Annotated in this window: 18 protein-coding genes, 3 pseudogenes and 1 riboswitch; of the genes and pseudogenes, 12 read left to right on the forward strand and 9 right to left on the reverse strand. The window is 32.8% G+C overall.

Going from position 1 to position 21,082, the window contains the following annotated elements; genetic code table 11:
- The first annotated feature begins 619 nt into the window (after positions 1-619).
- From HMPREF3058_RS04500 to HMPREF3058_RS12485, 4 genes and pseudogenes are all read left to right on the forward strand, one after another.
- Positions 620-1,021 (forward strand): hypothetical protein, encoded by a 402-nt coding sequence (locus tag HMPREF3058_RS04500; protein WP_002475279.1) that lies wholly within the window; start codon positions 620-622, stop codon positions 1,019-1,021.
- Positions 1,022-1,033: 12 nt separating this feature from the next.
- On the forward strand, positions 1,034-1,588 hold the full coding sequence (locus HMPREF3058_RS04505) for a hypothetical protein (RefSeq protein ID WP_002475254.1): 555 nt from the start codon (positions 1,034-1,036) through the stop codon (positions 1,586-1,588).
- Positions 1,589-1,643: 55 nt separating this feature from the next.
- Positions 1,644-1,925 (forward strand): annotated as a pseudogene (locus HMPREF3058_RS12480) (site-specific integrase); the annotation flags it as partial.
- Positions 1,926-1,929: 4 nt separating this feature from the next.
- Positions 1,930-2,200 (forward strand): annotated as a pseudogene (locus HMPREF3058_RS12485) (tyrosine-type recombinase/integrase); the annotation flags it as partial.
- A gap of 2,034 nt (positions 2,201-4,234) precedes the next feature.
- On the opposite strand, the gene HMPREF3058_RS04515 reads toward HMPREF3058_RS12485, so the two are convergent.
- The 8 genes and pseudogenes from HMPREF3058_RS04515 to xpt form a co-directional block, all read right to left on the reverse strand.
- Entirely contained in the window at positions 4,235-4,582 is a 348-nt protein-coding gene (locus HMPREF3058_RS04515) for an ArsR/SmtB family transcription factor (RefSeq protein WP_002447711.1), read from the reverse strand.
- Between the two features lie 18 nt (positions 4,583-4,600).
- Positions 4,601-5,218, reverse strand: coding sequence for a CadD family cadmium resistance transporter (locus HMPREF3058_RS04520; protein WP_002447710.1), 618 nt, complete (start codon positions 5,216-5,218; stop codon positions 4,601-4,603).
- A gap of 140 nt (positions 5,219-5,358) precedes the next feature.
- Positions 5,359-5,547: a hypothetical protein gene (locus HMPREF3058_RS04525; protein WP_002475276.1), complete on the reverse strand. Its 189-nt coding sequence runs from the start codon at positions 5,545-5,547 to the stop codon at positions 5,359-5,361.
- A 132-nt stretch (positions 5,548-5,679) separates the two neighbouring features.
- Positions 5,680-6,009: pseudogene (locus tag HMPREF3058_RS12490) on the reverse strand (terminase small subunit); the annotation flags it as partial.
- Positions 6,010-6,149: 140 nt separating this feature from the next.
- The gene (gene guaA / locus HMPREF3058_RS04535) at positions 6,150-7,691 is read right to left on the reverse strand and encodes a glutamine-hydrolyzing GMP synthase (protein ID WP_002468031.1); all 1,542 of its coding nucleotides are present in this window, start codon (positions 7,689-7,691) and stop codon (positions 6,150-6,152) included.
- A 167-nt stretch (positions 7,692-7,858) separates the two neighbouring features.
- Positions 7,859-9,325, reverse strand: a complete 1,467-nt coding sequence (guaB, locus tag HMPREF3058_RS04540; protein WP_002447706.1) for an IMP dehydrogenase — start codon at positions 9,323-9,325, stop codon at positions 7,859-7,861.
- A 37-nt stretch (positions 9,326-9,362) separates the two neighbouring features.
- Positions 9,363-10,631, reverse strand: a complete 1,269-nt coding sequence (gene pbuX / locus HMPREF3058_RS04545; protein WP_002502296.1) for a xanthine permease PbuX — start codon at positions 10,629-10,631, stop codon at positions 9,363-9,365.
- Positions 10,631-11,209 carry a xanthine phosphoribosyltransferase gene (gene xpt, locus HMPREF3058_RS04550; RefSeq protein WP_002447704.1) on the reverse strand — a complete coding sequence of 193 codons (579 nt, stop codon included), beginning with the start codon at positions 11,207-11,209 and terminating at the stop codon, positions 10,631-10,633. The genes pbuX and xpt overlap by 1 nt, the downstream gene beginning before the upstream one ends.
- A gap of 282 nt (positions 11,210-11,491) precedes the next feature.
- A riboswitch (purine riboswitch) is annotated at positions 11,492-11,594 on the reverse strand.
- A 211-nt stretch (positions 11,595-11,805) separates the two neighbouring features.
- Here xpt and HMPREF3058_RS04555 point away from each other — a divergent pair.
- From HMPREF3058_RS04555 to HMPREF3058_RS04575, 4 genes are all read left to right on the forward strand, one after another.
- Entirely contained in the window at positions 11,806-12,213 is a 408-nt protein-coding gene (locus HMPREF3058_RS04555) for a YflT domain-containing protein (protein WP_002473328.1), read from the forward strand.
- 126 nt (positions 12,214-12,339) lie between these two features.
- Entirely contained in the window at positions 12,340-13,005 is a 666-nt protein-coding gene (locus HMPREF3058_RS04560; RefSeq protein WP_002447702.1) for a hypothetical protein, read from the forward strand.
- Positions 13,006-13,130: 125 nt separating this feature from the next.
- Positions 13,131-14,033, forward strand: coding sequence for a hypothetical protein (locus tag HMPREF3058_RS04565; RefSeq protein ID WP_002447701.1), 903 nt, complete (start codon positions 13,131-13,133; stop codon positions 14,031-14,033).
- A gap of 309 nt (positions 14,034-14,342) precedes the next feature.
- Complete coding sequence (locus tag HMPREF3058_RS04575) at positions 14,343-15,731, forward strand: L-cystine transporter (RefSeq protein WP_002491708.1); 1,389 nt, start codon at positions 14,343-14,345, stop codon at positions 15,729-15,731.
- A 120-nt stretch (positions 15,732-15,851) separates the two neighbouring features.
- Here HMPREF3058_RS04575 and HMPREF3058_RS04580 read toward each other — a convergent pair whose 3' ends face one another.
- Positions 15,852-16,607 (reverse strand): NADPH-dependent oxidoreductase, encoded by a 756-nt coding sequence (locus tag HMPREF3058_RS04580; RefSeq protein WP_002458604.1) that lies wholly within the window; start codon positions 16,605-16,607, stop codon positions 15,852-15,854.
- Between the two features lie 137 nt (positions 16,608-16,744).
- Between HMPREF3058_RS04580 and HMPREF3058_RS04585 the strand changes: the two genes are divergently transcribed.
- The 4 genes from HMPREF3058_RS04585 to HMPREF3058_RS04600 all read left to right on the forward strand — a co-directional run bounded on the left by HMPREF3058_RS04585 (position 16,745) and on the right by HMPREF3058_RS04600 (position 20,947).
- Positions 16,745-17,524: a 2-keto-4-pentenoate hydratase gene (locus tag HMPREF3058_RS04585; protein ID WP_070731159.1), complete on the forward strand. Its 780-nt coding sequence runs from the start codon at positions 16,745-16,747 to the stop codon at positions 17,522-17,524.
- A gap of 443 nt (positions 17,525-17,967) precedes the next feature.
- Positions 17,968-18,537, forward strand: coding sequence for an alkyl hydroperoxide reductase subunit C (gene ahpC, locus HMPREF3058_RS04590; RefSeq protein WP_002447697.1), 570 nt, complete (start codon positions 17,968-17,970; stop codon positions 18,535-18,537).
- Positions 18,538-18,551: 14 nt separating this feature from the next.
- Entirely contained in the window at positions 18,552-20,075 is a 1,524-nt protein-coding gene (gene ahpF, locus HMPREF3058_RS04595; RefSeq protein ID WP_002475278.1) for an alkyl hydroperoxide reductase subunit F, read from the forward strand.
- A 248-nt stretch (positions 20,076-20,323) separates the two neighbouring features.
- Positions 20,324-20,947 carry an NDxxF motif lipoprotein gene (locus HMPREF3058_RS04600; protein WP_002491677.1) on the forward strand — a complete coding sequence of 208 codons (624 nt, stop codon included), beginning with the start codon at positions 20,324-20,326 and terminating at the stop codon, positions 20,945-20,947.
- Positions 20,948-21,082 lie beyond the last annotated feature (135 nt).

Here is a 21,082-nt window from a genome sequence, read left to right on the forward strand (position 1 = left end):
ACGTTCAAATGTATTTATTGGATATATTAGTAAAACTTAAATGGAAATTATAGACTTTCCATCAATTAGAACAATTTATTATTATCAATAGGTTTTAAAAATCCAAAGCTAAGTAGTTGAACTAGACCTAAAAAAGACATAAATAAAAAATCAAGATCATGATAAGCGAGTTTATATCTGTTGAAGATAGTAAAATCTATATTAAAGAATTAAAAAATATATAATTATTCAATACTAGTTATGACTATTTAAACAAAAAAAATTTAAATGGTGTATTATTATAAGGGTAAGTTAAAATTATTATAACAGAAATTATCACTTCAATTTTAAATAGTATATTAAAGCAAGAAGAAATTTATTTAAATAATGATATTGAACAATCAAGTGAGTTCAGAAAAGACATTATCCTAAAATGAAAACCAATTAAAATTATTTGCCAATCATAACAGTATCCAATCTCTTAAAGATATAAGATAAAATAAAAGACACTTACATACGATAACTATTTATTAATGAAAGTTAATTCATCAATTAAGGTGGTGGTTCTATCGAACAATATCTAATACACCATAGAAAAATGAATATAAAAGGTAATAAAAAATAGGGAGTTACTTATAAAATGAAAAAGTTTTTTATACTTTTATTAAGTAGTTTATTAGTTCTAACTGCATGTGGTAAGAATTATGAAATCAGTGATATTATAAACAAATTTAAAAATGAAGGTTTGAGTGTCGAAAACTTACGAAAAATGGAACGTGAAGATTTTGGTATGGCACCAATGAAAACTGAAAATGCTAAAATATTTACTGTTTCAGATGGTAAAAATGCACGTATTTTAAAATTTAAAAATGAAGATGATCTAAAAGAAATGAAAAAGTATTATGAAGAATTGGGTAAATCAAGTGCAGCGTTCTATTCACATGTATACATCAAAGATAAATTTTTAATACAGATGAATGGCGATATTGACGATCATGTATTTGAAAAGTATAAAAAAGCTATGAATGAGGCATTAAATTAAAGGAGAATACATATGAAAAAATTATTAGGTACATTATTTGCTGCTACACTAGTGTTAAGTGCTTGTAGCCAAGACGACACTAAGGAAGATGAAAATAAAAAGTCAGAAAATACTACTGAAAAGAAATCTGACGATAAAAAAGATAAGAAAACTAAAGAGGATAAAAAATCTGGAGAAGAAAAGAAATCTCAAGAAAAAAAGGATAACAAGTCAATGCAAGAATCTGCTACAAATGAACAGGTTCAATCTCAACAACAAACTAATAACAATCAGCAACAATATAGTGATGAATATTTAGCAAACAATTCTGTTTCTAATGATGATCAATTATCACCTGAAGAACAGCAGAAATACAATGAAAGTACTAACGAAAACAAACAGAATAATCATGTTGACTTAAATTCATTACCTGCTACAGATTTTCGAACAGATTGGATGTCTGAATCTGGTCAAAAACAAGTGAATGATTTAGCAAACCAAAAAGATAGCGGTCAAATTTCACAATACGAATTTAATGATCGCGTATCTGATGTGATGAATAATGAAATAGATAATCAACAGCCATAATTGAAATATAGGGTAGCACGTCTACCCTTTTTATTTAGGAAGGGTAAACACGTGACATGAGAAATCCACCAATAAACATGGTGAAACTAAATATCGCTACTATGAGAAGTATAAAGATTCACTCACAAACAAATGGCGACGTGTTAGCGTGGTATACTTAATAAGAATGATAAGGAGTCACAAAAAGAGGCTTAGAAGCGCTTAAATGAGGTGAGCATATAGAAGCAAAGTTAAACGATAAAATACCTACTACACTTAAGTCACTAACATTCCATGATCATTTGATGAGTGGTTTGAAAGATACAAATTAACTTCCGGATCTAAACAATACACTGTTACATAGAGATTTTATATTCACTAACCATAGATGAAACCCTCTATCACTTACATCAATCAATAGAAAAATACAAATTGGTGCAAATAATGTAGGTATTGAAAAATATATAACGAGTCATACTAATGCGTCATAGTCACATATCATTATTATCACAATTAGGCATATCACTGCGTGCAATTATGGATCGTGTAGGTCATACAGACCATAAAACTACCCTACAAATATTTAACCATGTTACTGAACAAATTAGAAAAAATACAATAATAACTTATTAATAAAGAAAGAATTTTTAAATGAATTTTGTTATATATCCTTTATTATGTGGTCTATTTTGTGCTTTACTAGAAGTAATCGATTTATGGTATAAAAAGAAAATAACTAAAACTCATTCAAGAGATTGGAAATTTAGTCCAAATTTAATTTGAATGATGTTTATATTCGGTGCAATTATAGGGATTATCTATGTTCTATTATTTAAATGATATATCCTAGTAGCGAGATAATCACTATATGGTTATCTCTATTTTTTGCGCTCAAGTGAAAACAAACTTCACACACCTCCTTTTTCCAATTTCAGAAGTACAAAAACAACCCCTTAAGCCTATACTTAAGAGGTTTCATTATTCTATGCTATTATTCCCACTCGATGATATGTATTTTTCACATGTGTTTTCGACTATTGATATACGTTGTCATATTAGAGTTTTATAGGTACTTCTTTTTTATAGATTGCTATTAATTTTTAATTAACGTATTCAAAATAAAAACGCCACTTAGTAAGTGGCGTTTAAAATGAAATATTTAACTTGTCCGTGTGTGTGTATTTGTAATCCTTTATATACTTAGCTAAAGGCAGAGGCTATGCACTCAAAACAATCACTAATACTGTTTTGTAAAATTGGCGTGCATATTTGTCTGAGAGTTGTACTATCGCTCATCTTTACCACTCCTAACAAGATTATAATTAAAATTATAGATGCTAAAAGGTCAGAATGAGTGCTAGCAACTACCTCGAGCTAATGCCATTGGCTAAATATATAAAGGTTATTACTAGTTAATTATACCACTTAATCCTTTTTTAAACATTAAAGAGATCATTTAAAAATTCCAATTTAGTAATCTGTCTATTTATTTAAGGTATCAACAAAACACAAAACCTTTAACCACATTGCTAAATCAACAAGCTGATAAATGCTGCAATCCTAAATTAGGACTACACCCGTGTATTAACATATGCTTAAATTGAGAATGTGCCTACATATCGAAGCGGTTGCTATATTCAATTAGTAGCTACCGTCACAAATTGTTACATAAGCTCATGCACTAAAGTGGTGCGTCAGCTTACACGCTAAAATACTGTATGAGATGTATACAAATTTGTATATATCACTGTCCATATTTGGACTGTGAAACTCACTGCGCAAATCTGCGCCACGAGATCATACATCATAAATATATTTCGACTATAAGCTGCGTACTCATTGTAGGTACATAGCTTTCATTCCTCAGATTTGGGGAGTGATAATATCCCACATATTAAAATTTTCATTTTAAACTGCGTAGCCAAATTGACTACGCACATCTATAAGTTAGATAACCGATATTTCGGTTTTCCAAAGTAACGTTTTAGTAGTTGGGATATAAGAGAACTCATATTTGAGTTTTCTAGCTATATATATTCAGACAAGCCACATTTGGCTTGTCTGAACTTATAGAACAGATATAGTCGTTTTCTGATTTACCGTTGTGATATATCTACTAGTGCCGACATTTCGGCTGTATTCAGCTTAATTTTAGAGAACGAATATTTTCGTTTTCTAATGCACTGACATAGTGCGTCAGCATTTGTATTATTAATTAACGAGCTCACATTTGAGCCAGTTAAATATATTTATAGCTAATCAGTTCTATTACTGAGCTCAATTTTGAGCTGAGTATAAACCAATATACCCAAATTTGAGGATATTAAAAGGCACCCCTAATTTGGGGCACCCTTTATTCTTTTATCAAACCACTTCCCTATTTTAAGGTACTGGTTACAAGCGTACTTTTAAGTCTGTTTGTAACTTTATGAAATGTCAAGTTTTGACAAGTTAAAAAGACTACATCTAGCGGATACAGTCATTTAAAGGATACTCAATTTTGAGTAGTACATTTCAGTAGATACGTTCATTATCTTTAAGAAAACTATAATTGTAAATGTTAAACATCTACTTTTGTGTTTATAAATCACACTTACATTTATTTTTTTATTTTAGTATTATTTCTGTATAATATCAAAGCAAGAGGAAACTCGTTTTCAACTCGCTTCAAAAACCCTCCTGATTTTTAGAGAAAAATTCTCTTATTTCATCGTCTTTAATAAAATAATATGCCATCTTTCCCTCTTTATAAAAATCAAGTACCTCATTTTTATATAAAAGTCTTAAATGATGTGAAGTTGAAGCAACACTCATTTTCAATATCAAAGAAATATCACAAACACACAACTCATCTTCTTTAATCAAAGATAATATAATTTTCAATTTCTTCTCATCACAAATCTTTTCTAAAATGTTAAGTAATTTCTTAGATTTATCATCTTCTAAAAAACTTAAAGCATTGTTAACTTTATCCTCATGTACACAGATCACATCACAAGCATTTTCATAACTCATATGAAATCACACCCTAAATTAAAATATAAATCCTAAAATTGTTTGAATAGTGTCATTTTCTATAATAATAAATAAACCTAAAGCTATATAAATAACAGCCATAATCCAACGGCTAAATTTCTCAACAATTTCTCCAACTCCTGGAATATTAGCTAATTTTTGTGCAGTAAATACCAAGAAGAAAATTAAAATTAAAAAGACAAACAAAGTAATGAATAAATTAGTAACACTTAATGTCACAAAATACGGAACAAATAAACCAATATTATCAGCACCACAACTTGCTATCGTAACAATTGCAACCGTACCAACTAATTTAGACAATCCTTTTTCATTCAATTCTTTTTTAGCTCTCTTTTCTCCTTCACAATCATCATAAATAGCCACTTTAATTCCTAAATAAATCGGTATTAACCCTAATAATCCTAATATCCATTTTTCAGGAACATAATTTAAGACAAAGGCAAAGAATAAACTTACGACAATCAATGTCACAGATCCTACATATTGACCAATATAAATATCTCGATATTCCTTTTTAGTCTTTGCTTTAGCAAAAAATATTAACAAAATCACTAATAAATCTACTGCTGTCGCAATATAAAGAATAGCAGCAGTTACAATAGTCTGAATCATAATTACACCTCATTCAAAAATATTTTTGAATATATTATAACTTATGTTTTCAAATAATCATAGATGCTTTATTCCAATTGCTTTATTGATATCGATACTTAGAATTTTTAACAATTTCAAAATCAACATAAATGAGCAATTTATTTTTGTGAATACTTCTTAAAAATTCCAATAATCCAATTAATTAAAAATACAGTTAAAACACCAAAAGCAAGCCCATCTAAAATTTTAAAAGTTATTGTATCAGGTGACGGAAGTAAATAATTCATGGTACAACGAAGCATAATTACCAATACTAAAGCTTTTAAAAAGTAATTAACTTTGTCCAATTACCATTCTCCTATTATTTTTTAATCTTACCCCTTTTAGATTATCATTTATTAATCAATTAAAATACTAATAAAATAATATCTCAATTAAAATCAAAAATGCCCATCTGAATATTTTCAGATAGGCTCTATTTAATCCTCTAACGGTATATCATCAACAATAATTGTTCTATTAGGATAGTTTTCATTTATTTTATCTGGTGCTCTCTGTTTATCTTCTTCATCGCCCTCATCCCATTCGCCAATATTAACAATTTCCGGAGTATCACCTGTAAAATTTTTTCTCTCAGTAAATAGTTTATGATACTTCCCAATCATATCATCACGAACTTTCAAACAATCACTTGGCTTAGTATGGCCTTCTACTAGCTATACATATTCATTATAAACAAGTTGCAATTTACCGTTTTATTGATTTTCCTTATATTCACCACGTTTTATAACAATTTCCTTAGTTTCCGTCACCATTAGCTGAATTGGTTAATAAATATAGTTATTCATTAATACCTAATAAACTTTCATCCACCGCCCTTTTCCAACTTCGAAAATACAAAAACAACCCTCTAACCATTGCGGTTAAAGGGTTGTTTCATTATTATATTCTATTCCCACTCAATTGTACTTGGTGGCTTAGACGTTATGTCATAGACAACGCGATTAACGTGGTCCACCTCATTGACAATTCGACTTGAAATCTTTTGTAAGACTTCCCAATCAATTCTAGCAAAGTCACTAGTCATGCCATCGATGGATGTTACCGCACGAATACCTACAGTATGATCATACGTACGGTAGTCTCCCATGACACCGACCGATTGAATACCTGGAAGTACTGTAAAGTATTGCCAGATATCTCTTTCAAGACCTTCCTCACGAATCACTTCACGTAAAATCGCATCTGATTCACGAACAATTTCAAGCTTATCTTCAGTAATTTCTCCAAGTACACGGATACCTAATCCAGGTCCTGGGAATGGTTGTCTCCAAACTAAATGTTCAGGTATACCTAATTCTATTCCTAATGCACGCACTTCATCTTTGAATAATGTATTGATCGGTTCAATAAGTTCAAATTCCATGTCTTCAGGTAATCCACCTACATTGTGGTGAGATTTAATTGTTTGAGCTGTCTTAGTACCTGATTCAATCACATCCGTATATAACGTACCTTGAGCTAAGAAATCTACATCTGTTAATTTCGCAGCTTCGTCATCAAAGACATATACAAACTCGTTACCAATGATTTTACGTTTACGTTCTGGATCAGAAACACCTTTTAGTTTACTCATGAAGCGTTCTTGAGCATTAACACGAATAATATTCATATCAAAACCTTCACCGAATTGCTCCATGACCATGTCACCTTCACCTTTACGTAAAAGACCATGGTCTACAAAAATACATGTTAATTGGTCGCCGATTGCCTTATGTAAAAGTACAGCAACTACGGATGAATCTACTCCACCACTCATTGCACATAATACTTTACGATTACCTACTTGTTGACGAATTTTCTCAATTTCAATTTCAATGAAATTCTCCATCGTCCATTCACCTGTACAATTACAAACACGGCGAACGAAGTTTCTTAGTAAGTCGTTCCCATATTCAGTGTGACGTACTTCTGGATGGAATTGTACACCGTAAATACGACGTTTTTTATCTTCAATAGCTGCATAATTAGTACTTGGACTATCTGCGATTACTTCAAATCCTTCAGGAATTTCAATTACTTTATCAGAATGACTCATCCATACTGTTTGTTCAGAAGGTAAGCCAAAGAAAAGTTCATCTGATTTAGCGTTAATTGTAGCTTTGCCATATTCACGCTCATTGGCACGCTCAACTTTACCACCTAAAAGCTTAGTCGTTAATTGCATACCATAACAAATACCTAAAACTGGAATACCTAAATTATAAATTTCAGGGTCGATAGTAAATGACCCCTCTTCATACACTGAATTTGGACCACCTGAAAGAATGATACCTTTAGGATTCATTCGTTTAATTTCTTCAATAGAAATTTCGTGATCATGTAATTCACTATAAACGCCCATCTCACGGATACGACGCGTAATTAACTGGTTATATTGGCTACCAAAGTCTAAAACAAGAATCAGCTCTTGCTCTTTCGCCATTTCCATAGTCATGAATCTCCTTTATTGTTTTATTTTATGTAAAAGTAAGAGAAACGCGCCTATCAATGCCCTAAATGATAGCTTTAAGTATTGTTACCGTATCATTAAGCATTTTTGTTTTAAGAATTAAGCGCGTTCCTACAAATAATTAATTCATCATCCAAAGTTTAACACTAGAAAGAATAGTTTGGTGATTCTTTCGTAATTTGAACATTGTGAGGATGACTTTCAGCTAAGCCAGCTGGTCCCATACGTGTAAATTGTGCTTCTTCACGTAATTTTTTTAGGTTTTCTGAACCAGTATAACCCATACCAGCTCTAACGCCACCCATAAGTTGATAGATTGTATCTTGTAATGGTCCTTTATAAGCTGTGCGACCTTCAATACCTTCAGGAACAAATTTTCTTGGCGTCTTATCTTCTTGGAAGTAACGATCATTTGAACCTTTTTCCATAGCACCTAAAGATCCCATACCGCGATAAACTTTATATTGTCTACCTTGGAATACTTCAGTTGCACCAGGACTTTCTTCTGTACCAGCTAACAAACTACCTAACATAACCGCATGACCACCAGCAGCTAATGCTTTGATAATATCACCTGAGAACTTAATACCACCATCAGCAATAATAGCCTTACCATGCTTACGGGCTTCTGTAGCACAATCATAAACTGCTGTAATTTGAGGCACACCTACACCTGCAACAACACGTGTCGTACAAATTGACCCTGGACCAATACCTACTTTAACTACATCGGCACCAGCTTCAAATAAAGCACGTGTTGCCTCTGCAGTCGCTACGTTACCTGCGACAACAGTAATTTCAGGATATGTTTCCTTAATGTGTTTAACTTGATTAATAACGCCTTTAGAATGACCATGAGCCGTATCAATAATTAACGCATCTACGCCAGCTTCAACTAATTTTTGTGCACGAATTTCAGTATCTTTAGACGTACCGATTGCTGCTGCAGCTAACAATCTACCATGTTCATCTTTAGCTGCATATGGGAATTCAAGTACTTTTTCAATATCTTTAATCGTGATTAATCCTTCTAAACGACCATTTTCTACTAATGGAAGTTTCTCAATCTTATGTTTTTGAAGAATAGCTTCGGCTTCATCTAAAGTCGTACCAACTGGAGCTGTTATTAAATCATCTTTCGTCATTACATCTGATATTTTAATTGAAAAATCTTCAATAAATCGTAAATCACGATTTGTTAAAATCCCAATCAACTTGCGATCCTCTTGATTATCGACAATAGGTACACCAGAGATACGGTATTTGCCCATTAATGCTTCAGCCTCATACACACTTTCGTCCGGTGTTAAGAAGAACGGGTTAGAAATAACACCATTTTCTGAACGTTTAACCTTTTGTACCTCATCAGCTTGCTCTTCGACGCCCATATTCTTATGGATAACACCTAAACCGCCTTGACGAGCCATAGCAATCGCCATTTTTGATTCAGTTACTGTATCCATACCTGCTGAGATAACAGGAATGTTTAATTTGATCTTATCTGATAATTTGACACTTAAGTCAACATCGCTTGGTAAAACATCTGATGCAGCTGGAATGAGTAACACGTCGTCAAATGTTAAAGATTCTTTAGCAAATTTATTTTCCCACATTAAAAACAGCCTCCAATTTTATTTATACTTAGTTACATTATTTCACATTTTCTCCGGTTTGTTTATACTTTATACCATTAAAAAAGAAATTTAAGATGATTGCAGAAATTGCGCCAAGCACTATACCATTTTGAGTTAACCAAGCAAATTGTTCTCCTAATCCTTTAAATGCTTGAGGTACTGCACTAATACCAGCACCTAACCCTACTGAAATTGCAATAATTAATAAATTATTTTGATTTTGGAAATTAATGTTACCCAAAATACTAACACCGTATGCCATAACCATTCCAAACATTGCTATCATTGCCCCACCTAAAACCGGCAATGGAATAATATTAGCTAAAGCACCTAATTTAGGTATACAACCACAAATTAGTAAAAGAATAACCATTCCATATATCACATTGTTCTTTTTAGCTCCTGATAAAGAAACAAGACCTACATTTTGGGAATATGCAGTGTAAGGAAACGCATTAAATATTGAACCTAAAATGATTGCTAGACCTTCCGCAGTATACCCTTTTCGAAAATCTTTTCTTTCTAATTTTCTACCAGTAATTTCACTCAGTGCATGATAGACACCAGTAGATTCAATTAAACTTACAACTGCAACAATGAAAAATACAAGTATCGAGCTTACATCAAAGCCAAAACCAGAAAATCTGAATGGAACAGGGAATCCAAACCAATGTGCATCGCCCACTTGTTTGATATCAACCATTCCAAATATACCAGCTAAAGCAGTACCTATTGCCAATCCTATAAGTATCGCAATTGATTTCAAGAAGCCCTTTGTAAATCTTTGTAAAATAAGAATAATGAGTAGTGTAATACCACCTAACATTAAATTCTTAGTATCGCCATAGTTTTTCGCTCCTTCGCCACCTGCCAAGTAATTCATTGCAACTGGCATTAAATTGATTCCAATAATTGTCACGACACTTCCTGTTACAACAGGTGGGAAGAATTTAACTAAATAAGAGAAAAAAGGCGCAATTAAAACAACTAAGATACCGGATATTAAAAGCGAACCATATAAAACATTAAGTCCTTTGGTTTGACCGATGAGTATCATAGGTGCAACAGCAGTAAACGTACATCCTAGTACAATCGGTAATCCAGTCCCTGTGACTTTATTCGCTTGAAGAAATGTCGCTACCCCGCACATAAATATATCAACAGTAACTAGATAAGCAATTTCTTCAGCTGAAAATTTTAAGCTTGTCCCCACAATAATAGGAACAAGAATCGCCCCTGCATACATCGCTAACAAATGTTGCACACTTAATATGAAATTTTTCATTACGCTTCACCTAAAAGAGTTACCTTATTGCCTTTTAATGAAGCTACCTTACAAAGTGAAGACACATATAAGCCTGCATCTTCTAAACGTTGGCGCCCATTTTGGAAACTTTTTTCAACCACAATACCCACGCCAACTGTCGTAGCATTTGCTTGTTTTACAATGTCATTAAGACCTAGCGAAGCATCGCCATTAGCTAAAAAGTCATCAATGATAAGTACTTTATCGTCTGGACCTAAAAACTCTTCAGATACAATGACTGTACTCGTTTTATTTTTTGTGAATGAATGAATATCCGTGCTATAAAAGCCATCTTTCAAAGTACTAGGTTTAGCTTTTTTAGCAAATAGACAAGGAACATCAAAATGAAAAGAAGCCATAATAGCAGGCGCAATACCAGAAGCTTCAATAGTTAAAATTTTAGTAATACCAGCGTCTTTGAAAGACTCATAAAATGTTTTACCTACATCATTCATCAACTTTGCATCAATTTGATGATTTAAAAATCCATCTACTTTCAAAATTTTCTCATCGATGACAACGCCATCTTCTTTGACTTTTTGTCCTAACGACTCCACTCAAAAAACCTCCTCAAGTAAATTCAAATTCGATTCCTAGATACAAAAAAACCTCAAACTACCATTAATAGTTTCAGGATCTATGAGTGAACGTGCAATACTTTGCCTTAAAGCAAATTAAGAAGAAGATACGCATACGTAATCCTAAAAACGCTTATTAAATTTGATAAAACTCAAACAATTGCACTCAATTTATACAGGCTTATGTGTATCCTCACTTGTTACCAGTTATACCAAATGCGTTTTACTTTTATGTTGCTTTAGCGATTTAAACTGCTCTTAATGTATTGGATTGTTACTCATAGTCGTGTCGTTTATGGCGACACGGTAGAAACTTCTAAAGCCATATTCTCTAGATTATATGAGTCATATAAATTATTTAATGATAATAGCAAATTTTTGTTGTATTTTCAATATAATTAAAGAGATGTTCACGATTCAAAAAGCATCAAAATTCAGTGTAAGCGTTATATTAAAGGATGAATTATCATTGAAATGTTTTAACACAAAATTATATAATTATCTGTATAATAGTTTTATTAAATTAGACTAGGGTATAACCATGTAAGACAACATTTTTAAAAGGGGCGATAATCATGGCAAAAATTACTGTAGTGAATAACCAAGACGAATTATATAAAGTCATCAATCAAAAAAAATCTGAAGGTTATTTAGAGACAGAATTAGCTGTTATCAGTAAAAGTAAGTTGCACTTAGATGATTTACACAACTCTCAAATCTCATTAATGGCTACAAGTGGCTCATTTAGTGACCGTATGTCTCGTTTACTTACAGGTGAAGATGGAGAAGAAGCAGTATTATCTCGTTATGATTTAACTGACAATGAACTAGAAGGATATAAACAAGATATTTTAAACGATAAAATGCTCGTTGTTGCTAACAGTGATCGTTCTTCTCATGATGAAGTTGAAGATAATAATGCTGCATATAAAGAAGTGGATATTACTCATTATGCCGCAGAGTCTGAAGGGCCTAAAGCATAATTTTATTTCTACATTATAAAAGCATTGCACCATAATGTTTGTTTAGTCGAGCAGACATTATGGTTTTTTTATCATTAAATAAAGCTAATTAGCTACGATTGAATAATATTAGGGAGAGGATATAACATGGAATTTAAAGTAATAGAATCAGCTAAAGATCCATTATTTAGCGAGGCACTCAAATTATATGATAATAAATTGGATATTGGTTTAGATGAAGATAGTAAAATTTTTAAACGCTCACTTGAAAACAATAAAACAGAAAATGATTACGCCTTTATCGTTGGAATTGAAAACCAGACTGTAGTTAGCTTAGCAACTGCGCATTACGAAGCAACAACCAATTCTGCATTTTTAATTTACTTAATCGCAAAAGAAAGCCCCAATCATGATGAAAGAATGTCCTTAACTTTAGAGGCAATAGAAAAACAATTAAACCTTTTATCACAAGAAGTTCATAATAGAGATATTAATTTCATCATGTTAGAAGTTCCAAAAGAACCCTCGACTGTTGACATCGATGACAAGCTCAGAAACGCACTAGAACATCGTCGTCAATTCCTCTTTGAAAATCAATTTGAAAAGCAGGACGACATCGACTACATTCATCCAAATCAAAACCAAAAGGAAACGCCACAAAAAGTAGATTTATTTATTAAAGCTAACATTGAATTAACAAAGGACATTTATGGCACAAGCGTCAAATCTAATTATATTCTTAAATATGTTTTTGCAAACGGCATTTCAAGAGAAATTATTTACCCTCTCCTAAAAGAAATGAATTTAAGATAGTCTGTCTAAAACACCTTGAAATCAATATTAAGAAAAGGTAAACTATCATATGAGGTAAGACTGACGTTTCACTGGCCGAAGACAAACGTCACCATACATAATTAAAATATGAAGGGACTTTTTCAATGTTAACTAAAGAATTTGCTCAACGTGTAGAACTAAGTGAAAAGCAGGTCCGAAAAATTGTACAACATTTAGAGGAACGAGGCTATCACCTTAGTAAAACAGAATATCGTGGTCGTGAAGCCACAGACTTTAAAGAAGATGACATCGAATTATTTACAGATATCGCTAACAAAGTTAAACAAACGAATAGTTATGATTTAGCATTTGAAGAGCTTGAAAAGGAAAAAGACTTTTTACAAGTCATTGTTAAAGACGAGGATAGCCAATTACCAACTGATCAAAATGTAGCACAACTCGTTGAAGATTTACGTTCTGAAATTCAAAAAATGCGAGAAGAACGTCAAATGTTAGGGCAAATGATTAACCAAGTACATCACCAACAACAGGAACTTAAAGAATTACAGACTGATATTACAACAAAATTAGAATCGAATGCCCAGTCTTTAAAATCAATCCAAAATTCTCAAGAGGCTATTCAGTCAGCACAAGAACAACAATCTAAAGACATCGCTAAAGCTAACGAATTAAAAGATAGTGAATTACGCAGTCATTTTGATTCAATGTCAAATAGCGCTTCAATATCTCAGAGCAACATCGCAAGTCAAAGCACTACAGCAAGTTTAAGCCAATCTGAATCAGTAAACGATTCAATGAGTTCATCTCTATCCGAGTCTAACTCGATAACATCTGAAAGTAATACAAATAGCAAATCGGAAATTGAATCAAAAAGTACGTCTACAAGCGAGTTCTTGTCAGAGTCAGGAAGTGTATCTAACTCAGAAAAATCTGAGTCAATTTCTCATTCTCAATCAACATCAGCTACACCTTCTTCTCAATCGACTTACCAACAACAACCTAAAGAAGAGAAGAAAGGTTTCTTTGCACGTCTATTTAACTTATAAATGATTTGTATTCATAGCTGACTCATGCTTATTCATAATATTAAATAAAAAACGCGCGCAATCTTGTCTTCTTATAGCATGATTGCACGCGTCTTTTTTATTAATGTAAATCTCTTTATGTCCTCTTTGCTCACTTTTCTAATAAACATAAACTTCCAATTTTTCATTGTTCTAGTAATCACCTTCACACTATTCAACTTTAAGTGAATCAGAAAACTATAAATCAACAACTTGAATTTCTTCTTAACCCCCTTTATTCTTATTACATATGTCGGAATACTAAAATTATAAAAGGAGCTATATATTGATATGGAAATACTTTTTACAGTAATTAATGTCATCGTGTTACTTGTTTTCCTAGTTATGTTAAATATTATGGCAAGAAAACACGTTTCATTCCCTAAACGCGTCTTTACCGCTTTAGGAATAGGTATCGTATTTGGCATTGTATTACACCTCATATATGGTGCAGAGTCTAAAACTCTCGAACAATCAACAGACTGGTTTAGTATTGTCGGAGATGGTTATGTTGCACTATTACAAATGATTGTCATGCCACTAATATTCATTTCAATTGTTGCCGCTTTTAGCAAAATACAAATTGGTGAAAAATTCGCTAAGATCGGTTCTTATATTTTTATGTTTTTAATTGGTACTGTAGCCATCGCAGCTATCGTCGGAATTTTTTACGCTTTGATCTTTGGTTTAGATGCATCGTCTATTGATTTAGGTAGTGCAGAACATTCACGTGGTACAGAAATTTCAAAACAAGCTAAAGATTTAACTGCAAACACTTTACCACAACAAATTCTCGAAGTATTCCCAAGCAATCCATTTTTAGATTTCACAGGACAACGTACAACTTCGACAATTGCAGTTGTTATTTTTGCAACGTTTGTGGGCTTTGCTTATCTTAGAGTTGCAAGAAAACAACCGGAACATGGAAGCTTACTTAAACGTGGTATAGAAGCAATCTATTCTATCGTTATGGCTATCGTAACTTTTGTTTTACGATTAACGCCTTATGGCATTTTAGCTATTATGGCTTCTACTCTTGCGACCAGCGATTTTTCTGCAATTTGGACGTTAGGTAAATTCTTAATTGCTTCATACGCAGCTCTAATCACAATGTATATCATCCATTTAATTATACTGAGTGTCTTAGGTATCAATCCCGTTAAATACGTGAAAAAGACAATAGAAGTACTAATCTTCGCATTTACTTCACGATCAAGTGCAGGTGCATTACCATTAAATGTTCAAACGCAAACAAAACGTTTAGGTGTACCTGAGGGAATTGCAAACTTCTCTGCAACTTTTGGTCTATCCATAGGGCAAAATGGCTGTGCAGGAATCTACCCTGCTATGCTAGCAGTTATGGTAGCACCAGTAGCAAATGTAGAAATTGACTTCCAATTTGTTGTTACACTTATTGCTGTTGTTATTATAAGTTCATTTGGTGTTGCAGGTGTAGGTGGCGGTGCAACATTCGCATCAATACTCGTATTATCTACACTTAATCTACCAGTCGCTCTAGCAGGAGTACTGATATCTATCGAACCTCTCATCGATATGGGTCGTACAGCACTTAACGTTAATGACTCAATGCTAGCTGGAACAGGTACCGCACGCTTAACAAATCATTGGGACAAAAAAACTTTTGACTCAAATGATTACGGCGATTTATCTGCAAATTAAATGTAAGATAAGTTGTCATTGGTCATTACGATATACAATTATAAAAAGAGCGGGGCAAAATTTGTGTTTAAAATATCGCCCCACCCAGCCTGAGACATGTATTTCTGTCTCAGGTTCTTTTTATCTTTGAATAAATCCTGCTTTTTTCAATTCATCTAACATATCTAAACGTGTTTTACGTCCTAGAAATGTTTCTATTTGTTGTGACCAATTTTCTGTACGCACACCGTGGGTACGTTCTTTATAATATTCACTCACTACTTGGTCGTATGCTTCCAATTCTTTTCGTTGTTGATGATGATTTGCATCATACTGGTCTTTATGAAATATATGTTTAAATGGCAAGCGCGGTTTAGGTGAACCATTTTCTTCATCAGAAGGCTCACCAACTGCCATACCAAATAACGGAAACGTATAATCTGGTAAATTTAAAATTTCACGCACTCGCGCAACATCATTACGCAATGACCCTAAATAAACAATTCCATATCCCATATCTTCGGCAGCAACTGCCATGTTTTGTGCAACTAATGCAACATCTATTGTACCTACTAATAGTCCTTCTGCAGAACCATATGATGTCTCCATATTTGACGCCGCAACTTCATCTACTAAATGATGACGATAATAATCTAAAACAAATACAAATAAATAACCATTATCTAAAACATAAGGTTGACCTGACACTTCCTTTAAACGCGCTTTAATGCTTGGATCTTCAACACCAATAATAGAATAAGTTTGAAGATAACTGGATGTAGAAGCACTCTGTCCCGCCTCTACTAATTTTTCTACCGTCTCAGAACTAAGTGGTTGATCCTTAAATTTTCTAACTGAATGATGTTGTTTCATCAGCTCATAAACATAATCTGACACTATACACACTCCTATCAAAATTTTCATTATTAATTATTTTATACCCTAAATGAAGTATATTTAAATAGATTTGCACGCTTCATATTTAGAAGTTATCATAAAAGTATCAATTTTCAGATAATTTAGGGGGATACAATATGACACTAACAAATAAAGAAGTTGCTGAGGTTTTATTTAAAGCCTATAGATATAAAAAACCTATCGATTTCATTAGCGAGAACTATCAATTAAGCGAAGAAGAAGCATATCATGTACAAGAGGAACTAATTGACCAATTAACTTTCAAAGACCGTTCGACTGTTACAGGGTATAAAGTTAGTATGACTAGCAAGGCAACTCAAACAATTGCTAACACTAACGAACCTGCATATGGAACACTTTTATCTAACCAAATTGTTAATGATAGCGCCTCAGTCTCTCTTTCAGAATTATTTTCACCATTACTAGAACCAGAAATTATCTTTATAGTGCAAGAAGACTTACCTTATGATGCTGATTTAGAAACAATTAAATATCATACCCGTATCGCGCCAGGCATTGAAATTCCAGATGCAAGATATAAAAATTGGTTTCCAAATTTTACTTTATCAGATTTAATATCAGATAATACCGCAACAGGACTTGTCGTAGTAGGTGACTCTGTAGACGGACTTGATAATGATGCATTTGCTAATGTACATTTAAATTTATATAAAGACGATAAATGTATCGCCACAGGAGAATCATCTGAAGTACTTGGAAATCCTTTAAACGCTATTCATTGGTTAATTAAAAAACTACACACGCACGGCAAACAACTTAAAAAAGGAGATATCATTTCATCTGGAACTTTTATATCTCCATTAAAATTAGAATATGGCACGTACCGTGCTGAATATAGTGGTATCGGTAAGGTGTCATTTTCGGTTAATAAATAAAGTAAGTTTAATAGGGTTATTTTCACAGAAAGTCATAACAACTTGTGGAATTAACTCTTTCTGTTTTATACAGATGCTAAAAAAGGAAATCCATGTATGATACATGTTATTATATATATGAAGTAGTAATAAAATTACACTTCATTATCAATAAAATAACCATAGTTGAGAATGATAACTGAGATTCAATGTCATACACATTTGAAAATTTCAGTTTCACATTGGATTTTCAACTTTTTTTACTCGTTATTCTTTAATTAATGAAGGATTTAAAATGGCTTAATTATAGCTTTTTATACTTTCATAGATTTTAAGAACTTCTAAAGTTGACTATTCAATGCCAAGATGTAATAATACTAAACAAGAGATTAGAATTATTATAAACAAACAATTATTTTTAAGTAATTCTAATTAACACTTAACTTTTCAGGAGGAATTTATCTATGTCTTTAATTAACAAAGAAATTTTACCTTTCACAGCACAAGCTTATGATCCAAAAAAAGATGAGTTTAAAGAAGTTACTCAAGAAGATCTTAAAGGTTCTTGGAACGTTGTATGTTTCTATCCTGCTGACTTCTCATTCGTATGCCCTACTGAATTAGAAGATTTACAAAATCAATACGCTAAATTACAAGAATTAGGCGTTAACGTGTACTCAGTATCTACAGATACACACTTCGTACACAAAGCTTGGCACGACCATTCTGATGCAATCAGCAAACTAGAATACAGCATGATTGGTGATCCTTCTCAAACAATCACTCGCAATTTCGATGTGTTGGATGAAGAATCTGGTCTAGCACAACGTGGTACTTTCATTATCGACCCTGATGGTGTGGTACAAGCAGCAGAAATCAATGCTGACGGAATCGGACGTGACGCAAGTACATTAGTTAACAAAATTAAAGCCGCTCAATATGTACGTCAACATCCAGGTGAAGTTTGCCCAGCTAAATGGGAAGAAGGTTCAGAATCATTACAACCTGGTTTAGACTTAGTAGGTAAAATCTAAGGAGGCATTAAAATATGCTTAATGCTGATTTAAAGCAACAATTACAACAATTACTTGAGCTTATGGAAGGTGACGTTGAATTCGTTGCCAGCCTAGGCTCTGATGATAAATCAAACGAACTCAAAGAATTATTAAATGAGATTGCTGAGATGTCAGCACACATAACAATTACTGAAAAATCTTTAAAACGTACACCAAGTTTTTCAGTTAACCGCCCTGGTGAAGAAACAGGTATTACATTTGCTGGCATACCTTTAGGCCATGAATTCAACTCTCTAGTATTAGCTATACTACAAGTGAGTGGTCGAGCACCTAAAGAAAAGCAATCCATTATCGATCAAATTAAAGGGCTCGAAGGTCCATTTCATTTCGAAACCTTTGTAAGTCTTACTTGTCAAAAGTGTCCTGACGTCGTTCAAGCGTTAAACCTAATGAGTGTTATTAATCCTAACATCACTCATACTATGATTGATGGCGCTGTTTTCCGTGAAGAATCTGAAAACATTATGGCAGTGCCTGCCGTCTTCTTAGATGGTCAAGAATTTGGTAACGGACGCATGACAGTTCAAGATATTTTAACTAAATTAGGAAGCACGCAAGATGCCTCTGAATTCAACGATAAAGATCCTTATGACGTGTTAATCGTTGGTGGCGGACCTGCAAGTGGTAGTGCTGCAATTTATACAGCACGTAAAGGGCTACGTACAGGTATTGTCGCTGATCGCATTGGTGGTCAAGTTAATGATACTGCTGGTATCGAGAACTTCATCACTGTTAAAGAAACGACAGGTTCAGAGTTCTCATCAAATCTTGCAGAACATATTGCACAATATGATATTGATACAATGACTGGTATTCGTGCTACAAATATCGAAAAAACAGATTCAGCTATTCGAGTAACTTTAGAAAATGATGCTGTTTTAGAAAGTAAAACTGCCATCATTTCTACAGGTGCAAGTTGGCGCAAACTAAACATCCCAGGGGAAGACCGTCTAATCAATAAAGGCGTGGCTTTCTGCCCTCACTGTGACGGACCTTTATTTGAAAATAAAGATGTCGCTGTCATCGGTGGTGGTAATTCTGGTGTAGAAGCAGCTATTGATTTAGCCGGCATCGTTAAACACGTAACATTATTTGAATACGCTTCTGAATTAAAAGCTGATAGCGTATTACAAGAACGTCTACGCTCACTACCTAATGTTGATATTAAAACGAGCGCTAAAACAACAGAAGTAATTGGTGACGATTACGTTACAGGTATCAGCTATGAAGATATGACTACCGGAGAGTCACAAGTAGTTAATTTAGATGGAATATTTGTACAGATTGGATTAGTTCCTAATACATCTTGGTTGCAAAATGCTGTCGAATTAAATGAACGTGGCGAGGTTATGATTAATCGCGATAACGCAACAAACGTTCCTGGTATCTTTGCAGCTGGTGACGTTACTGATCAAAAAAATAAGCAAATTATTATTTCTATGGGTGCTGGTGCCAATGCTGCACTTAATGCATTCGATTATATAATTAGAAATTAATTTTTAAAACGTTACTTATCATAAATATTTTAACCTCACAGAGTTCCCATGGTGGAGCTCTGTTTTTTATTATAAAAAACCTATTGAAACAAGTATATTATTCATATAATCCGACATAATTTAGTCATATCTAACGGTAAATGTAGTTCTAAAATATTCAAATATTTTTCGACAAATGATACTCTAATAGATGTATAAATTTAAAACACTGTTTAATGATAGAGACGTAAAAGGAGTTACTCAATTCTATGAAAAAGAGAGTCATTACATACTTGATACTAGCATTGTCTTTAACACTTGCAGCATGCTCAAATACGAACGATAACAATAACCAAGAGCATCACAGCAACGCTCATGCACCTAAAAATGCTAAAACTTTAAAGGAAAAAGATATTTTTTCTTCAAACAAAAAAGGACAAAAAATTAGCGAAAAAGAGATGACGCAAGCTTTAGAAAAATATTTACAAGCGAATAGCGATGTACTTGATAATAAGTATGTCATGCAACATAAATTAGATAAGCAAAGTGATAGTAATCCTAAAATCACAGAATCACAAGCTGATCGTCTTAGCAAGTTATCCAATTTAGCAGTTAAAAATGATTTGCATTTTAAAAAATTTATAAAAAACAATCACATCCCTGAAGAATATAAAGATCCAACAGATCGTATAATTAATTATTTTCACGCTTTAAATAGTACTATTTCAAACGTAGATGAAGACATTGAGAAATTAAACTACCAACCACAAAATTCAATTAACGTTGTTGATGTACCCACAAAATATTCAGGTGATGTAAATAAAAAACAACAAGATAAAATCACTACTTTCCTTAAGAAAAAAGGAATAGACACAGAAGTATTTAATAAATAAAACAAAAGGCTTTTTCTATAGCACATTATTTTACTTGCCCAAAAAAGATGTTGGACTAACATCTTTTTTGGGCTTGTTTGATATTCGAGTTAATTCATCATCTCATCTTTTTGAAACATGCTTTCGCTATTTTGA

Source organism: Staphylococcus sp. HMSC068G11 (assembly GCF_001815825.1).
GTDB lineage: Bacteria > Bacillota > Bacilli > Staphylococcales > Staphylococcaceae > Staphylococcus > Staphylococcus epidermidis.